The organism is Streptacidiphilus carbonis, assembly GCF_000787775.1.
GTDB lineage: Bacteria > Actinomycetota > Actinomycetes > Streptomycetales > Streptomycetaceae > Streptacidiphilus > Streptacidiphilus carbonis.
The window spans coordinates 43,459-59,124 of record NZ_BBPM01000004.1; the positions used below are offsets into that span (position 1 = coordinate 43,459).

General features: G+C 73.0%; 19 protein-coding genes. 11 read left to right on the plus strand and 8 right to left on the minus strand.

Features of this window, described 5'->3' with window-relative positions:
- Window positions 1-77 precede the first annotated feature (77 nt).
- On the minus strand, window positions 78-1,166 hold the full coding sequence (gene zapE / locus TR46_RS04215; RefSeq protein ID WP_042393591.1) for a cell division protein ZapE: 1,089 nt from the start codon (window positions 1,164-1,166) through the stop codon (window positions 78-80).
- Between the two features lie 87 nt (window positions 1,167-1,253).
- Between zapE and TR46_RS04220 the strand changes: the two genes are divergently transcribed.
- The 4 genes from TR46_RS04220 (at window position 1,254) to msrB (ending at window position 4,469) form a co-directional block, all read left to right on the plus strand.
- Window positions 1,254-2,015, plus strand: a complete 762-nt coding sequence (locus TR46_RS04220) for a pyrimidine reductase family protein (RefSeq protein ID WP_042393593.1) — start codon at window positions 1,254-1,256, stop codon at window positions 2,013-2,015.
- 88 nt (window positions 2,016-2,103) lie between these two features.
- The gene (locus TR46_RS04225; RefSeq protein WP_042393595.1) at window positions 2,104-2,571 is read left to right on the plus strand and encodes an indole-3-glycerol-phosphate synthase; all 468 of its coding nucleotides are present in this window, start codon (window positions 2,104-2,106) and stop codon (window positions 2,569-2,571) included.
- Window positions 2,572-2,717: 146 nt separating this feature from the next.
- Window positions 2,718-4,046 (plus strand): UDP-N-acetylmuramate--L-alanine ligase, encoded by a 1,329-nt coding sequence (gene murC, locus TR46_RS04230; protein ID WP_152626298.1) that lies wholly within the window; start codon window positions 2,718-2,720, stop codon window positions 4,044-4,046.
- Window positions 4,047-4,061: 15 nt separating this feature from the next.
- Window positions 4,062-4,469 carry a peptide-methionine (R)-S-oxide reductase MsrB gene (gene msrB, locus TR46_RS04235; protein ID WP_042393602.1) on the plus strand — a complete coding sequence of 136 codons (408 nt, stop codon included), beginning with the start codon at window positions 4,062-4,064 and terminating at the stop codon, window positions 4,467-4,469.
- A gap of 130 nt (window positions 4,470-4,599) precedes the next feature.
- Here the strand turns inward: msrB and TR46_RS43380 are convergent, their stop codons facing one another.
- On the minus strand, window positions 4,600-4,773 hold the full coding sequence (locus TR46_RS43380; protein WP_174505087.1) for a hypothetical protein: 174 nt from the start codon (window positions 4,771-4,773) through the stop codon (window positions 4,600-4,602).
- A 60-nt stretch (window positions 4,774-4,833) separates the two neighbouring features.
- Entirely contained in the window at window positions 4,834-5,460 is a 627-nt protein-coding gene (locus TR46_RS04240; protein ID WP_042393606.1) for a TetR family transcriptional regulator, read from the minus strand.
- Between the two features lie 106 nt (window positions 5,461-5,566).
- Here TR46_RS04240 and TR46_RS43015 point away from each other — a divergent pair, with 106 nt between their 5' ends.
- Both TR46_RS43015 and TR46_RS04245 read left to right on the plus strand, forming a co-directional pair.
- Window positions 5,567-5,740: a hypothetical protein gene (locus tag TR46_RS43015; protein WP_169790629.1), complete on the plus strand. Its 174-nt coding sequence runs from the start codon at window positions 5,567-5,569 to the stop codon at window positions 5,738-5,740.
- Between the two features lie 3 nt (window positions 5,741-5,743).
- Window positions 5,744-6,019 (plus strand): hypothetical protein, encoded by a 276-nt coding sequence (locus TR46_RS04245; RefSeq protein ID WP_042393611.1) that lies wholly within the window; start codon window positions 5,744-5,746, stop codon window positions 6,017-6,019.
- Window positions 6,020-6,036: 17 nt separating this feature from the next.
- Here TR46_RS04245 and TR46_RS04250 read toward each other — a convergent pair whose 3' ends face one another.
- Together TR46_RS04250 and TR46_RS04255 are read right to left on the minus strand one after the other, a co-directional pair.
- Window positions 6,037-6,936, minus strand: coding sequence for a UTP--glucose-1-phosphate uridylyltransferase (locus tag TR46_RS04250; RefSeq protein ID WP_042393615.1), 900 nt, complete (start codon window positions 6,934-6,936; stop codon window positions 6,037-6,039).
- 99 nt (window positions 6,937-7,035) lie between these two features.
- On the minus strand, window positions 7,036-8,169 hold the full coding sequence (locus TR46_RS04255; protein WP_042393629.1) for an FAD-dependent oxidoreductase: 1,134 nt from the start codon (window positions 8,167-8,169) through the stop codon (window positions 7,036-7,038).
- A gap of 93 nt (window positions 8,170-8,262) precedes the next feature.
- Here TR46_RS04255 and TR46_RS04260 point away from each other — a divergent pair, with 93 nt between their 5' ends.
- Together TR46_RS04260 and TR46_RS04265 are read left to right on the plus strand one after the other, a co-directional pair.
- A complete protein-coding gene (locus TR46_RS04260; RefSeq protein WP_042393633.1) occupies window positions 8,263-8,907 on the plus strand; it encodes a TetR/AcrR family transcriptional regulator in 645 nt (214 codons plus the stop codon).
- A gap of 175 nt (window positions 8,908-9,082) precedes the next feature.
- Window positions 9,083-9,511 (plus strand): hypothetical protein, encoded by a 429-nt coding sequence (locus TR46_RS04265; protein WP_042393636.1) that lies wholly within the window; start codon window positions 9,083-9,085, stop codon window positions 9,509-9,511.
- Window positions 9,512-9,577: 66 nt separating this feature from the next.
- On the opposite strand, the gene hemQ is transcribed toward TR46_RS04265, so the two are convergent.
- Together hemQ and hemG are read right to left on the minus strand one after the other, a co-directional pair.
- Window positions 9,578-10,282, minus strand: a complete 705-nt coding sequence (hemQ, locus tag TR46_RS04270) for a hydrogen peroxide-dependent heme synthase (RefSeq protein ID WP_042393649.1) — start codon at window positions 10,280-10,282, stop codon at window positions 9,578-9,580.
- Window positions 10,279-11,712: a protoporphyrinogen oxidase gene (gene hemG / locus TR46_RS04275; protein WP_042393652.1), complete on the minus strand. Its 1,434-nt coding sequence runs from the start codon at window positions 11,710-11,712 to the stop codon at window positions 10,279-10,281. Before hemG ends, hemQ begins: the two co-directional genes overlap by 4 nt.
- Before the next feature lie 145 nt (window positions 11,713-11,857).
- Here hemG and TR46_RS04280 point away from each other — a divergent pair, with 145 nt between their 5' ends.
- Window positions 11,858-12,931, plus strand: coding sequence for a DUF4349 domain-containing protein (locus tag TR46_RS04280; RefSeq protein WP_084717881.1), 1,074 nt, complete (start codon window positions 11,858-11,860; stop codon window positions 12,929-12,931).
- 163 nt (window positions 12,932-13,094) lie between these two features.
- Here the strand turns inward: TR46_RS04280 and hemE are convergent, their stop codons facing one another.
- Window positions 13,095-14,165, minus strand: a complete 1,071-nt coding sequence (hemE, locus tag TR46_RS04285) for a uroporphyrinogen decarboxylase (protein WP_042393658.1) — start codon at window positions 14,163-14,165, stop codon at window positions 13,095-13,097.
- A gap of 90 nt (window positions 14,166-14,255) precedes the next feature.
- Between hemE and TR46_RS04290 the strand changes: the two genes are divergently transcribed.
- Together TR46_RS04290 and TR46_RS04295 are read left to right on the plus strand one after the other, a co-directional pair.
- The gene (locus tag TR46_RS04290; RefSeq protein WP_042393663.1) at window positions 14,256-14,921 is read left to right on the plus strand and encodes a DUF3000 domain-containing protein; all 666 of its coding nucleotides are present in this window, start codon (window positions 14,256-14,258) and stop codon (window positions 14,919-14,921) included.
- Window positions 14,922-15,167: 246 nt separating this feature from the next.
- The coding region (locus tag TR46_RS04295) for a response regulator (protein WP_084717883.1) at window positions 15,168-15,666 on the plus strand (499 nt) is incomplete at its 3' end.

Sequence of the window (15,666 nt, forward strand, 5' to 3'; positions counted from 1 at the left end):
CCTGATTCCCGCTCGCGGTCGGCGCGGCCGGCCGCCCGCAGCCGATCCCCCCTCGGTCCCCGCCGCCGGTTCCGCCGTCAGCGCACCTTGGCGCTGTCGCGCGCCAGCGCCACCAGCCGGGACACCGCCCGCAGGTACTTCTTGCGGTAGCCGCCGTTCAGCATCTCCTCGCTGAATATCCGGTCGAACGGCAGCCCGGAGGCCACCACCGGCAGCTCCCGGTCGTACATCCGGTCGGCCAGCACCACCAGTCGCAGCGCGGTGCTCTGGTCCGCCACCGGGACCACCCCGGTCAGGCAGACCGCCCCGACGCCGTCCAGCAGGGCGCCGTACCGGCTGGGGTGCACGGCCGCCAGGTGCGCCAGCAGCTCCTCGAAGCCGTCCAGGGAGGCGGACCCGCCGAGCCCGGCGGCGACCGCGCCGACCTCCGCGTCGCTGTACGGCGCCGGGGCCTCGGGCAGACCGCGGTGCCGATAGTCCTGGCCGTCGATCCGGACGCTGTGGAACCGCGAGGACAGGCCCTGTATCTCGCGCAGGAAGTCGGCGGCGGCGAAGCGGCCCTCGCCGAGTTTGCCGGGCAGCGTGTTGGAGGTCGCCGCGAGCTTCACGCCGGCCTCGGCCAGCCGGCTCAGCAGCGTGGACACCAGCACGGTGTCGCCCGGGTCGTCCAGCTCGAACTCGTCGATGCACAGCAGCCGGTGCCCGGACAGCGCCTGGACGGCCTGCTGGAAGCCCAGCGCGCCGACCAGGTTGGTCAGCTCCACAAACGTGCCGAAGGCCTTGGGGCCGGGCGCGGCATGCCACAGCGAGGCCAGCAGGTGGGTCTTGCCGACGCCGTAGCCGCCGTCGAGGTAGATGCCGCCGGGACCGGCCGGGACCGGGATGGGGCGGCCGAACCAGCGCTTCTTCCCCGCCTGACCCTGCTTGGCCTGCTTGCCCTGCAGCATCGCGCCGGCGAAGGACTCCAGCACCCGGACCGCCTCGGCCTGGCTGGGCTGGGCCGGGTCGGGGATGTACGTGCTGAAGCGCGCGCCCTGGAACCGCGGCGGGGGCACCATCTCGGCGACCATCCGGTCGGCGGGCACCACCGGGCTGCGCGAGGTCAGCGAGGCGGGGCGCAGCTCCACCGTGGCGGAGGCCGTGGCGCAGGGGGTGGCGGAGGCCATGGCGTGCGCGGTGGCGGGGGCGGGCGTTTCAGCAGTCGGCACAGCTCCCAAGCGTACGGTCCCCCCACCCGTGGAAGACTCACGACTATGCGCCGACTGCTGCCGGAGACCCCGGATGTGACAGACCTCACCAGCCTGGCCGGGCTGGCCGAGGCCTACGCCTACCCCGAACCGCCCGGCCTGCCGTGGCTGCGCGCCAACATGGTGTCCAGCCTGGACGGCGCCTCGCGGCTGGAGGGCCTCTCCGACGGCCTCTCCTCCGAGGGCGACAAACGGGTCTTCGGGGTGCTGCGGGCGCTGGCCGACGTGGTCCTGGTGGGCGCGCAGACCGTACGCGCCGAGGGCTACCGTCCGGCCAGGGCCCGGGACGACTTCGCCGAGGCCAGGGCGGCCCGGGGCCAGCAGCCCGCCGCCGCGATCGCCGTCGTCACCCGCAGCCTGGACCTGGACCTGGACCAGCCGCTGTTCACCGAGCCGCTGGTGCCGACGGTGGTGGTCACCTGCGCGGGCGCCCCGGCGGACGCGCTCAAGGCGGCCGGCAGGGTGACCGAGGTGATCGTCGCCGGGGAGCAGCAGGTCGATCTGGCGGCAGCGGTCACCGCACTGGCCGAACGCGGCTGGACCAGGCAGCTCACCGAGGGCGGCCCGCGGCTGCTGGGCCAGCTCGTGGAGGCCGGCCTGCTGGACGAGCTGTGCCTCACCCTGGGGCCGCTGCTCTCGCCCGGGGACGCGCCCAGGATCACCGTTGGCCCGCCGGGTCTCACCCGGCCGATGGAACTGGTGGCTCTGCTTGAGGAGAAAGGTTTCCTCTTCGCCCGATACGCCCGTAGCGTGAACAGTCGTACCTAACGGAAGCGGATCATCCGCCTGCGAAGCGTGTCGGTCGTGCCATTCGTACCAGCGGTGCCGGGGGAAGCAGAAGGAGAAGGGGACGCGCGTGTTCACCACCGTACTTTTGATCGAGAAGGCTCTCTCCGCCGCCGATGTCGAACTGCTGACCACCTTGCACGGCGAGGAGCCGGTCTCCTTCCATGTGCTGATGCAGCCGCGTGGACGGCAGGACGAGTTCCTGCGCGCCGTCGACGACGTGGCCTTCGGCTACCTGGACCGGGCCGCCCACGAACGCGACGAGCCGCACGGCGCCGATGCCGTGGACACCGCGGCCGCGGGGCTCGCACACACCCTGGAGGAACTGCGGGCGGCCGGTGCCGAGGCCACCGGGCGGGTGGTCGAGAAGAACCCGCTGCAGGACCTCAGGGCCCTGGTCGCCGACGTGTCGGCGGACGAGGTCATCGTGCTGGCCGCGCCGCACTGGATCGAGGGGCTGTTCCACCGCGACTGGGCCTCGCAGGCCCGGCACAAGGTCGGCGTCCCGGTGCTGCAGCTCTTCGCCCAGCAGGACTGACGCCGGACCGCCGGCCGCCGGACTGCTGGCAGAATCGTGCCAGCCCGTCCCGCCGCAACCCCCGGAGAGCACCAGTGACGTCCCCTGCCCCCGCCAGTGCCGCCGACCTCGCCGCACCGCACTTCATCGGGATCGGCGGCGCGGGCATGTCCGGCCTGGCCAAGATCCTGGCGCTGCGCGGGGCGAAGGTCTCCGGCAGCGACGCCAAGGAGTCCACCGTCGTGCTGGCGCTCAAGCAGCTCGGCGCCGAGGTCTTCGTCGGACACGCGGCCGAGCACGTTCCGGCCGGGGCGAGCTGCATCGTCGTCTCCAGCGCCATCCGCGAGGACAACCCGGAGCTGGTCGCCGCGCACGAGCGCGGGCTGCCGGTGATCCACCGCGCGGACGCGCTGGCCGCGCTGATGCGGGACCGCCGCGCGCTGGCGATCGCCGGCACCCACGGCAAGACCACCACCACCAGCATGCTCGCGGTCAGCCTCACCGCCCTCGGCCTGGACCCCTCCTTCGCCATCGGCGGGGACCTCAACGAACCCGGCAGCAACGCCCACGACGGCACCGGCGAGATCTTCGTCGCCGAGGCAGACGAGAGCGACCGCAGCTTCCAGAAGTACTCCCCCGAGGTCGCCGTCGTCCTCAACGTGGAGCTGGACCACCACGCCAACTACGCCTCCATGGACGAGATCTACGAGTCCTTCGAGGCCTTCGTCGCCCGGATCGTGCCCGGCGGCACCCTGGTCGTGGACACCGACCACGCGGGCGCGGCGGAGCTCGCGGCGCGGGTGTCCGGCCGCGAGGACCTGACCGTGGTCCGGGTCGGCGAGTCCGAGGGCGCCGACGTCCGCATCCTGTCGATCGCCGCCCGCGGAATGACCAGCGAGGTCACCGTACGGCTCGACGGCCGCGAGCTGGTGTTCACCGTCTCCGTCCCCGGCCGCCACTACGCCCACAACGCCGTAGCCGCGCTGGCCGCGGGCGTCGCGCTGGGCGTGCCGGCCGCCGAGCTGGCCCAGGCCCTCAGCAGCTACCAGGGCGTGCGCCGCCGACTCCAGCTCAAGGGCGAGGCCCGCGGCGTCCAGGTGATCGACTCCTATGCCCACCACCCCACCGAGATCGCCGCCGACCTGGAGGCCATCAACGCCGCAGCCGGCGCCGGCCGGGTCCTGGTGGTCTTCCAGCCGCACCTGTTCAGCCGCACCCAGCAGCTCGGCGCCGAGATGGGCGAGGCGCTGTCGCACGCCGACGCCGCGGTCGTCCTGGACATCTACCCGGCCCGCGAGGACCCGGTCCCCGGTGTCACCAGCGACCTGGTCATCGCCGCCGCCCGGGCCCACGGCGCCGACGTCATCCCGGCCCACTCGCTCGCGGACGTGCCCGACCTGGTCGCGGGAATGGCCAAGGAGGGCGACCTTGTTCTCACCATGGGCGCCGGCGACGTCACGTTCCTCGGCCCCGAGATCCTCGCCCGCCTCGCCTGAAAGGCAGGACATCTGATGTCGTACGAGATCGAGAAGACCGACGCGGAGTGGCGCGAGCAGCTCACCCCTGCCGAGTACGCCGTCCTGCGCGAGGCCGGGACCGAGCGCCCGGGGGTCGGCGAGTACACCGACACCAAGACCGAGGGCGTCTACTCCTGTCGCGCCTGCGGCAACGAGCTGTTCAGCTCCGAGACCAAGTTCGACAGCCACTGCGGCTGGCCCAGCTACTTCTCCCCCCTCGCCGAGGACCGGGTGCAGTACATCGAGGACACCACCATGGGCATGCGCCGCGTCGAGGTCCGCTGCGCCAAGTGCGGTTCCCACCTCGGCCACGTCTTCGAGGGCGAGGGCTACGACACCCCCACCGACCAGCGCTACTGCATCAACAGCATCTCCCTGAAACTGCGCCCCGCCGGGGAGTGACCACGGGGGCACCCACGAAGTACCACCGCTTGTTGGAGCCTCCCGTGCTGCGACCGCAGCAGGGGAGGTTCCCGGCCGCTCGGCCCTTTCGTGGTGGCCGGGAAGGGCGGCTGTCGCACCGTGGAGAGGGTCAGCGCTGCTCCCACTGCTCCGGCCATCGTCTCGGCCCGGACCATGCGCAGGCCGAGGGCGCGGCGAACAGGCCGAGATCGCCGTTCCGCTTCTCGTAACCCGCGATGACGAACGGCAGTTGGCGTTCGCGGACGATGTCCGGGGCGGTCGCCCAACGGCTTTCCGCCGACACCGTCCCTGACGCTTGCGGCGCTCGGCGCGATGCCGCTGCCTGCGGCGGCATCGACCGCGGTCAGGTGTCGAGCCAGTGGCGGCGGCCGATGCTGATCAGGCGGAGTTGTCGGCGGGCGGTGGCGACTATGCGCTGTTCGGTGTCGCGGTCGCCGTCGGCTTCCAGGAGGGCGGCGACCGTGGTGACCGTGTGGTCCGCGTAGAGGTCGGCCAGCATCCGCAGGTCCGCCTGGTCCCAGCCGGCCGACTGGGGTTGCGCGGCGAGGTCGTCGGCCAGGTCATCTGCGAACTGGCGGATCCGGGCGGCGATGGCGTCGCGTACCGGGCGCACGCCGCCGTGCCGCTCGCGGATCAGGAAGCGGAGGCGCGCGCGGTGCTCGTGGACGTACCGGGCGACCACGTCGATGCTGCGGTCGATCACCTCGTCGGCGTCGGCCTGCTCGGAGCGGATGGCCCGGACCATCGTGCGCAGGCTGCCGAAGGACTCCTCGACCAGCGCCATGCCGAACGCGGGCAGGTCGGGGAAGTGCCGGTAGAAGCCGCTGGGGGTGAGGCCGGCCTCCCGGGTGACCTCGCGCAGGCCCAGGCTGCTCAGGCCCTGGTGCTCCAGCAGTCGCAGCCCGGCGTCCAGGAGGGACTGCCGGGTCTGCTGCTTCTGGGACTGTCGCGGACCTAGGGTGTGGCTCATCTCATACAGTAAACAACTGTTCTCCGACGTTGGCGAATGCGGGGCAACGGTACGATCGAGTCATTCAGTGAACGACTGTGCTCTGAATTCTCGCGAAGGAAGCACCGTGGTCCTCCTCCTTGCCCTTCTCGCCCTGAGCACCACGCTCTGGGGCGCCGCCTCCTACCTCAGTCCCTCCGCCCTGGCCCTCGGCTGCACCGTGATCGGCTGCTGGCTGCTGGTCTTCGCCGTCCGCGAGCGGATCGCCCGGACCCGCCGTCGCACCGACCTGGAGGGCTGACCCATGACCGCAGTACGTGCGCAGGCCGCATCGACGCACAGCCGGGAGGGCGACGACACCGCCGTCGCATCGTTCGTCCTCGGCCTGCTCGGACTGTTCTTCCTCAACATCGCTCTCGGCCCGCTGGCGATCGCCCTGGGCGGCGTCTCCCTGGCCCGTGGGACCGGCCGCCGCGGCCGCGCCCTGCTGGGCCTGGCCCTCGGCATCGCCGACCTGGCGGTGCTCGCCGCGGTGATCGGCATGCACCAGGGCGGCGTCAGCTGGAGCACCATCGTCTGACCGCGGGGCCCGTCCCTTCAGGACGACGGGTCGAGGTCGTGGGCGAGGCGGCGGAGGCGGGGGCCGTAGTCGGGGTGGGCCAGGGCGTGGGCGAACTGGGCGACGAGGTAGTCGGCGGGGTTGCCGGTGTCGTACCACCGGCCCTGGATGACCTGGCCGTAGGCGGCGCGGGTGGCGGCGTAGGCGTTGACGGCATCGGTGAGGTAGATCTCGCCGGTGCGGTGCTCGTACCAGCGGCGGGTCAGCTCGCGCAACTCGTCGACGATGCCCGGGGTGATCACATAGCCGCCGATCGCCGCGTAGGAGCTGGGCGCCTGCTCCGGGTCGGGTTTCTCGACCAGGGCGTTGATCCGCAGCAGGCCCCCGCCCAGATCCTCCTTGACCTGCGGGACGCCGTAGCGGCCGGCCTCGGACGGGTCGATCGGCAGCAGCGCCAGGACCGGGCAGCCGGTCTGCTCGTGGGCGCGGATCAGTTGCTGGGCGCGGGGCACCTCCGCCACGAAGACGTCGTCCGGCCAGAGCACCAGCACCGGCTCGTCGCCGAACGAGCGGGCGGCGTTGAGCACCGGGGTGCCGTTGCCGTACGGGCCGTGCTGGTCCAGGTAGGTGATGTGGCCGCGCCGGGCCAGCTCCGCGACCTCCTCCACCGCGTCGGCGAAGGCCGCCTTCCCGTCCGACCGCAACTGCTGCACCAGTGCCGGGTTCGGCCGGAAGTGGTCCTGGATCAGCGACTTGCCGCCGCTCACCACGATGGTGATGTCGGTGATCCCGGAGGCCACCAGCTCCCGTACCGTGTGCTCGATCACCGGCTTGTCGCCGACCGGCAGCATCTCCTTCGGCGTCGCCTTGGTCAGCGGCAGCAGGCGCGAGCCCAGCCCGGCGGCGGGAATCACCGCCCTACGGATCGTCGTGGCCATCAGCAGTCCCCTTGCTCGACAGGGTCTTGCCCGGCAGGACCGGGCCGGTCGGCACAGCCCCGGCGACGCTACCAACCCGGCCCGGTGTGCGGCACCCGGCTAGCGGTAGCGGAGCTCGGCGAGTTCGGTGGTGAGCTTGGTGCGGACGGCCGGGATCCGGGCCAGAACCGGGAGCAGGGCGTTGCGCGCGGCCCTGGCCAGCGGGTTGCGGGTGGTCGCGACGCGGGTCATCCGGTCGGTGAAGGCGACCACCCGCAGGGCGACCGGGCGGCGCTGCGGCTCGTAGCGGTCCGGCTCGGCCTCGGCCAGGGCCCGGCCGAGGGCGTAGGCGTCCTGGATGCCCGTGTTCATGCCCTGGCCGCCCGCAGGGCTGTGCACATGGGCGGCGTCGCCGGCCAGGAACAGGCGTCCGGCCCGGTAGTGGTCGGCGACCCGGTGGTGCACCCGGAACCGCGAGGACCAGGCGACAGCGGTGACCTTGGCCTGCCCGGGGGCCCGCTCGTCGAGCAGTTGCTGGACGAAGGGCAGGCCGGGCTCGGCCGGGGCCTCGTCCACGGTCGCGACCACGCGGTAGTGGCCACCGGGGAGCGGGGCGACCACGCTGATCCCGAGGACGCCGAAGTTCAGCGAGACCTCCTCGCGACCGGGGGCCCAGTCCATCTCGACGTCGGCGAGGACGAAGGACTCGCCGTAGGCGGAGCCGGCGAAGCCGATCCCGGCCGCCTCCCTGACCGCGCTGTGCATGCCGTCCGCGCCGACGGCGTAGGCGGCGCGCAGGGTCTCGCCGGTGCTGGTGGTGACGGTCACGCCGTCCTCGTCCTGCTGCACGTCGCTGACCTCGTACGGGCGGTGGACGTCGCCGCCGAGCTCGCGCAGCCGGGCCAGGAGCACTGCCTCGGTCTGGTCCTGAGGCACCATCAGCGCGTACGGGTAGGCCGTCGGCAGCTTGCCGAAGGTGGTGCCGACCAGCTCGCGGGCGCCGTCGCGGACGGTGAACCGGTCGATCTTCAACCCGCGGGCGACCAGTTCCCGGTCCGCACCGAGTTCGTGCAGCACCTCCAGGGTGCGGGCGTGGACCACGGCGGCGCGGGAGGTGTTTGCCCCCTCGGCCAGCCGGTCCAGCAGGACGTAGTCGATGCCGGCCCCGGCCAGCGTGACGGCGAGCGCGAGGCCGGTAGGACCGGTCCCGACGATGGCGACCGTGGTGCTTGCGGGAAGAGCTGTGGCGTTCATCCGAGCCTCCGAGTGTCGTGCCAACGTCTGTTGGCATTACTGTCCCGCAGCCTCCGCTTGAATGTCAACAGGTGTTGGCCTACGTTTGTTGGCATGACTTCCGCACAAGATCCTCAAGCACCCCGCCCTGCGGAGAAGCGCTCCGACCGCACCAAGGCCGTCATCCTCCGCGCGGCCCGCGACCGCTTCGCCTCCGACGGCTACGAGCGCACCACCATCCGCGCCGTGGCGGCCGACGCCGCCATCGACCCGTCGATGGTGATGCGTTACTTCGGCAGCAAGGAGCGGCTGTTCGACGCGGCCCTCGCCATCGACCTGCGCCTGCCGGACCTCACCGCCGTCGCCCCGCAGGATCTGGCCCGCACGCTGGTCCGGCACTTCCTCGACCGCTGGGAGAGCGACCCGGCCGACGACGCGCTGCTGGTGCTGCTGCGCTCGGCGGTCACCAATGAGCGGGCCGCGCTGCGGATGCACGAGATCTTCGCGACCCAGGTGGCCCCCGCCCTGGGGGCCGCGCTGGGACCGCAGGCCGCGGCGGTCGCCCCGGTGCTGACCACGCAGTTGCTCGGCCTGGCCCTGACCCGCTATCTGATCCGGCTGCCCGCGATCACCGCGCTCGCCCCGGAGCAGCTCGTCGACGCCCTGGCACCGGCCGTGCAGGCAACGGTGCTCGCGGCGGCGGACGCGGCGCAGGCCGGCTCCCGGTCGGCGGTCCCACGGTCGGCCGACCCGCGCTGACCCCGGTGCGGCGAATCGGGCGAACGGAGCAAGTCGCGCGCCACGCCGCCGGAAAGCTCAAATCTAGCTCTGAGAATGGTGGCCGGGGCTTCCCCCTTCGGCGGCCCGGGGAGATGCTCAGCACCATGGAGCCGGGTGCGGGGGACCCGGCTCCTCTGCCTTTTGGAGGTGCGGGGTGAGCCTTGACGTCTCGTTCACCGTCTCCGGGGCCGCTGTAGGGGCGGCCTCGTTGAATCTGCTCAGGTGCGCGGTCCGTGAGCGGGGGCGGAACCGCCCCTGGTCGGAGCCGCCCGCGCTGCCGGAACCGTCGGAGCGGTCCGGGCGGGCCACCGCCAACCGGCTGATGGCCTGGGCCCTGCTGCTGACACTCGCGTTGGGCACGGTGGCGACGCTCGGCTGGGCCGACGACAGCATCCAGGGCACCCAGGGGCTGGACCGCGATCCGCCGCTGCTGGGGACCGCGGTGCTGTGCGCGGCCGGCACGGTCGTGCTGATCGCGGTCAACGCCTTGGCCCGCAGGGTCCCTGACCGACCGTCAGCAGGCCGCGGCGCCGTGGCCGGACGCCAGGACCGGTGGAGATCCGTGTCCGGCGTCGGCCGCTGACCAAAGCCCCCCGCTTCCGCCCGGCACTTCGGCCCGGGACGGCACCGCGGCCCGGGCCGGTGCGGCTCAGGCCAGTCCGGCCAGCAGCTCCGCGATCGGCCTGCGGCGCCCGGTGAAGAAGGGCACCTCCTCGCGGACGTGCCGCCGGGTCTCCGAGGCGCGCAGGTCGCGCATCAGGTCGACGATCCGGTAGAGGTCGTTCGCCTCGAACGCCAGCAGCCACTCGTAGTCGCCGAGCGCGAAGGAGGCGACCGTGTTGGCCCGGACGTCGGGGTAGCCGCGGGCCAGCATCCCGTGCTCCATCAGCAGCCGGCGGCGCTCGGTGTCCTCCAGCAGGTACCACTCGTAGGAGCGGACGAAGGGGTAGACGCAGATGTAGTCGCGCGGGGTCTCGTCCGCGAGGAACGCCGGGACGTGCGACTTGTTGAACTCGGCGGGGCGGTGCAGCGCCATGCTCGACCAGACCGGCTCCAGTGCGCGGCCCAGCCGGGTGCGGCGGAAGCGGTTGTACGCCTCCTGCAGGTCGTCGCTGTCCTCGGCGTGCCACCAGATCATCAGGTCGGCGTCGGCGCGCAGCCCGGAGACGTCGTAGGTGCCGCGGACGGTGACGTCCTTCTCGGCGAGCTGCGCGAACAGCTCCTCGACCTCGGCCGCGTGGGCGGTGCGGTCGTCCGGGAGCACGTCCCTGAGCCGGAACACCGACCACAGGGTGTACCGGATGACCTTGTTGAGGTCGCGTGCCTTCGGCTTGTTCTCACTGCTTTCGGTCATGCGCCCATTGTCCCTTCCCGGGCGAGCGCCCCCTGCACCAGGGTTGCCGCCCGCCAGGCACTGGCGATGCAGGCGGGGATGCCGACGCCCTGGTACGCAGCGCCGCACAGGGCCAGCCCCGGCAGTCCGGCGATTTGCTTCTCGATCCGGTCGACCCGGTCGAGATGGCCCACCGGGTACTGCGGCAGGCCGGCCCGCCAGCGGGTGACCGTACTGGCCCGCGGCACGGCGGTGATGCCGGCGGCCTCGGCCAGGTCCCGCAGTGAGCGGGCGACCAGGTCGGCGTCGTCCCGGTCCAGGTCCTGCTCCTCGTTGTGCCGCCCGACCGAGGTGCGCAGCACGAAGGTGTCGGGGGCGGCCTCGGCCAGCCAGCGCCACTTGTTGCTGGAGAAGGTGGAGGCCTTGATCGAGCGTCCGTCGACCGGCGGCACCAGGAAGCCGCTGCCGGCCGGCTCGCCGAGCTCGGAGCGGTCGAAGGCCAGCGTGACCAGCGCCATCCCGGCGTACTCCACCTCGGCCAGCTCGGCGGCGGCGGCCGGTGCCTCGGCGGCCAGCAGTCGCGCCGCGGCCGGGGCCGGAACGGCCAGCACGACGGCGTCGGCCGCCAGCAGCTCCTCCCCCGCACCGACCTGCCAGCCGTCGGGGGTACGGCTGAGCGAGCGCACCTCGGTACCGAGACGCAGCTCGACCCCGGCGGCACGGCAGGCCTCCGCGACGGCGAGCGGGAGGCGGCCGATTCCGCCGTCGATGCCCTGGAAGACCGGGGCGGGGTTGGCCGGAGTGGCCGCCTGCAGCGCCCGCACGCCCTGGACCAGCGAGCCGCCGCCGCGTGCGGTGGCCAGCAGCTGCGGGACCGCGGCGCGCAGCGACAGCTGGTCGGCGTGCCCGGCGTAGACGCCGCCGAGCAGCGGTTCGACCAGCCGGTCGACGACCTCGCGGCCGAGCCGCTCGGCGATGTAGGCGCCGACGGCGACGTCGTCGCCGACCTCGGAGGCCGGGCGGTCCGGATCCAGGTCCTCGTCGATCCTGGCCAGGCCCTCGGGCGAGAGCACGCCGGAGTCGGCGAGCGCCTCCAGGTCTCCGGGGACGCCCATCACCTGCCCGGTGGGCATGGGGCGCAGCGCGCCCCTGGTCCAGATCGCCGCCTTGGCGGTGGCCGGCGGCTGCAGGGCGTCGCCCAGGCGTACGGCACGGGCCAGCGCGACCGCCTCCGGCCGGCGGGCCAGCATGGACTCGGCCCCGAGGTCGACCCGGATGCCGGCCAGCTCACCCGTTCGGAGCTTGCCGCCGAGGCGGTCGCCCGACTCCAGCAGGGTGACCCGCGCGCTGCGGGGCGAACCGTCGGCGCCGGACAGCCGGGCGGCGGCGGCCAGGCCGGCGATTCCTCCGCCGACGACCACGACATGGGGCAGGGGGCCTGTGCTCTGCATGGACGTCACTCTCGCACATGCGCCCGCGTTGCCCCGATCGTGACCTCGATGTGATGCCAGCGTGCGGAACCGGTCACCGGGCAGCGGGGTCCCATTGGCGAACCGGCCCGCGGCGGGCGGGCCCAGCGGAGGGGGAGGACCGGACATGAGGCAGTCAGGCAGCAGACGGAGCAGGCGCCGGGGCACGGCGCTCGGGGCGGTGGTACTGGCCGGCGGGCTGGCGCTCGGGGCGTGCAGCGCGAGCAGCGAGCACGGCAGCTCGACCGCCGCCGGCGGCGCGGCGAACAGGGCGGCGTCGGCGCCCCAGGCCCAGGCCGGAACTGCCGGCAGCGGTTCGAGCGCGGCCGGCAAGAGCGCCGGGGGCACCTCATCGGCGCAGCTGCAGGCCGCCCAGGCCGCGCGGTCGATCATCTACACCGGTGAGATCCAGCTGCGCACCGGCGGGGTGGACGCGGCCGCCGCCCGGGCGGAGGCGCTGGTGAAGTCGGTGGGCGGCTACATCGACTCGGAGGTGACCGGCACCGTCGGCAGCATCCCCTATGTCCCCTACCCGGCGGCCTCCGACGGCGGCACAGGCTCGACGGCGCAGACCCTCTCCCCGCCCGCGGACGCCAGCGGCGACTCGGCCCAGCTGGTGCTGCGGGTGCCGGCCGCCTCCTACGACGGCGTCTTCAGCCAGCTGCAGACCCTCGGCACGGTGCTGGCGCAGCAGCGCACCGCGCAGGACGTCACCCAGCAGGTGGTGGACCTGGACAGCCGGGTGAAGTCGGCGCAGGCCAGCGTGGCCCGGGTGCGGGCGCTCTACGACAAGGCGCAGAGCATCGCCGACATCACCACGCTGGAGCAGGACCTCACCCAGCGCGAGTCCGACCTGGAGTCGCTGGAGGCGCAGCAGCAGGCCCTGGAGTCGCAGGCGGCGATGTCGACGGTGACGCTGGAGCTCTACGCCAAGGCGACCGCCCCGGCGGCGCCGCACGGCAGGAGCGCGGGGGGCGCCGCGCTCTCGGCTCTGAAGAGCGGCTGGCACGCGCTCTATCTGACGTTCCGTTGGCTGCTGGTCGTGCTCGCGGCGGTGCTGCCGTTCCTGGTGCCGATCGGGCTCCTGATGTGGCTGGTCCAGGTGCTGGCCCGGCGCAGGCGGCTCCGCGCCGAGCCGGAGCTGGAGCTGGAGGCTCAGCCCGCGGGGGGCGGATCGCCGTCGTCGGACCAGGGGGCTTAAGACGGTACTTCGGATGCGGTGTGCGCATGTCTCCGCGCGCAGTTCCCCGCGCCCCTATTGGCTCTGCAACCGGCCCAGTTGCAATCGTCAGGGGCGCGGGGAACTGCGCGGACAGAAACCATGGACGTGCCGCACCCGAAGAACCACCGGACCGCCGGAGCCGTCAGCGCTGGGTGGCCTCGTGCACGTGGGCGACCAGGCGGGTCAGGGTGTCGGGGTCGGTGCTGGGCAGCACCCCGTGGCCGAGGTTGAAGACATGTCCGCGTCCGCTCGCCTCGGCCGCCGCCAGCACCTCCTCGGTCTTGGCGCGGACCGCCGCCTCCGGCGCGAACAGCAGCGTCGGGTCGAGGTTGCCCTGCAGCGCCTTGCCGGGGGCGACCCGGCGGGCGGCCTCGTCCAGCGGCACCCGCCAGTCGACGCCCACCACGTCCGCGCCGGTGTCGCCCATCAGGCCGAGCAGCTCGCCGGTGCCCACGCCGAAGTGGATCCGGGGCACCCCGTAGCCGGCGACCGCGTCGAACACCTTGGCGCTGGCCGGCATCACCGAGCGGCGGTAGTCCTCGGGGGCCAGCGCGCCGACCCAGGAGTCGAACATCTGCACCGCCGAGACCCCGGCCTCGATCTGCACCTTGAGGAACCCGGCGGTGATGTCGGCGAGCCGGTCCAGCAGCTCCGCCCACAGCTCCGGGTCGCCGTACATCAGCGCCTTGGTGTTCTCGTGGTTCTTCGACGGGCCGCCCTCGACCAGGTAGCTGGCCAGCGTGTAGGGCGCGCCGGTGAAGCCGATCAGCGGGGTGGCGCCCAGCTCGGCGGTGAGCAGCCCGACGGCCTCGGTGACGTAGGTCACGTCGCCGGGCTCCAGCGGCCGCAGCTGCTGCAGGTCGGCGCGGCTGCGGATCGGGTTGGCGACGACCGGGCCGATGCCGGGCTTGATGTCGAGGTCCACGCCGATCGCCTTGAGCGGCACCATGATGTCGCTGTAGTAGATGGCGGCGTCCACCTGGTGGCGGCGCACCGGCTGCAGGGTGATCTCCTTGACCAGCTCCGGCATCATGCAGGAGTCCAGCATGGCGATGCCCTCACGGACCTTCAGGTACTCGGGCAGCGACCGCCCGGCCTGGCGCATGAACCACACCGGGGTGTGCGGCACCTCCTCACCCCGACAGGCCCTCAGGAACGCCGAGTCTTGCACCGCACCGGACTTCGCCACCGTCTCACTCCCGCTGTCGCTCACGGCACAAATCCTCGCATGCGCGCAACGCGGTCCGTGACCGGCCCGTGGTGCCTCCCGCACGCGAAGGTGCCCGCGTCTTACTCTTCCGGCATGGCAGCGGTCAGCGGGCACCCAGCGAGCGAGGACGGAACCCCCGGCGTACCGCCGGCCTTCCGTGAGGCCGTGGAGGCGCTGCGCGGTACGCGGCTGCGCCCCGAGGTGGTCATCGGCGACACCCCGGCGCCGCGCAAGCTCGCCTCCTACGCCTTCGCTCTGACGGCCACCGTGGAGGTGGACGGCGAAGAGCTGGCGGACGGACGGCTGGTGCTGCTGCACGAACCGGGCGGGCACGATGCCTGGGACGGCGAGTTCCGGCTGGTCTCGATGGGCCGAGCGGAGCTGGAGCCGGAGATGGGCTCCGACCCGCTGCTGGGCGAGGTCGGCTGGTCCTGGCTGATGGATGCGCTGACCCAGCAGGGCGCCCGCTGGACCGAGCCGAGCGGCACGGTCACCCGCTGCTCCTCGCAGTACTTCGGCGGGCTGGCCGAACGCGAGGGCTCCACCGAGATCGAGATCCGCGCCTCCTGGACCCCGCTCCGGCACGACCTGCCCGGCGCGGGCTTCGGCGAGCACCTGCGGGCCTGGTGCGAACTCCTCTGCCAGTGCGCCGGCCTGCCCCCCGCCCCGCCGACCGGCGCCGACCCGGGCGGTTCCACGGCCGGCGCGGGCACTGTGGCGGGCGTGGTGCCGATGCCCACGCGCCGCCGTCCGGTCTGACCGCCCTGCCGCACACATTTCGGTCAGGCGTTCGGCGTGTCGACCGCTTTTGATCACTTTAGGGTGACTTACGCTCGGTCGAGCTGGTCAAAATGCACGAACTGCCCGATTTGGCGCTCACTCAATCGTGATCATTCGCTAAAGCCGGGCAAGCATCATGCCGAAGCAGTCAGTGACCCTTTCCACACGAGGACCCCACCCCATCTGCAGCTGACCGGGTCTTCGCGCCATCCCTCAGGAGGCCTGGTGTCTGTTCTTCTCGAGCACCCCGCAAACCTGGTCGCCTATCGTCCGACCAAGCCCACCGCGATGGTGGTCGTCGCGGACCCGCGGGTCCGCAGCACCGTCACCCGGCACCTCTGGGCCCTGGGCGTTCGCGACGTGATCGAGGCTTCCTCACTCGCCGAGGCCCGTCCCCGGGTCGGCACCCCCCGCGACATCTGCATCGCCGACGTCCACCTCCCCGACGGGTCCGGGCTGGCGATCCTCGCCGAGACCCGCGCCGCGGGCTGGCCCAACGGCCTGGCCCTGTCCGCGGCCGACGACATCGGCGCGGTCCGCAGCGCGCTGGCCGGCGGGGTGAAGGGGTACGTGGTCACCGGCACCCGGGTCAACACCGGCCTGCCGCAGCGTCCGGGCATGGCCGGCGCCCCCGGGCTGGGCGGCCGGCCCGGCCTGCCGGGCCACCTCCGCCGTCCGGGGATGCCCCCCGGCGCACCGGGCGGCGCCCCCGGCACCGCCACCG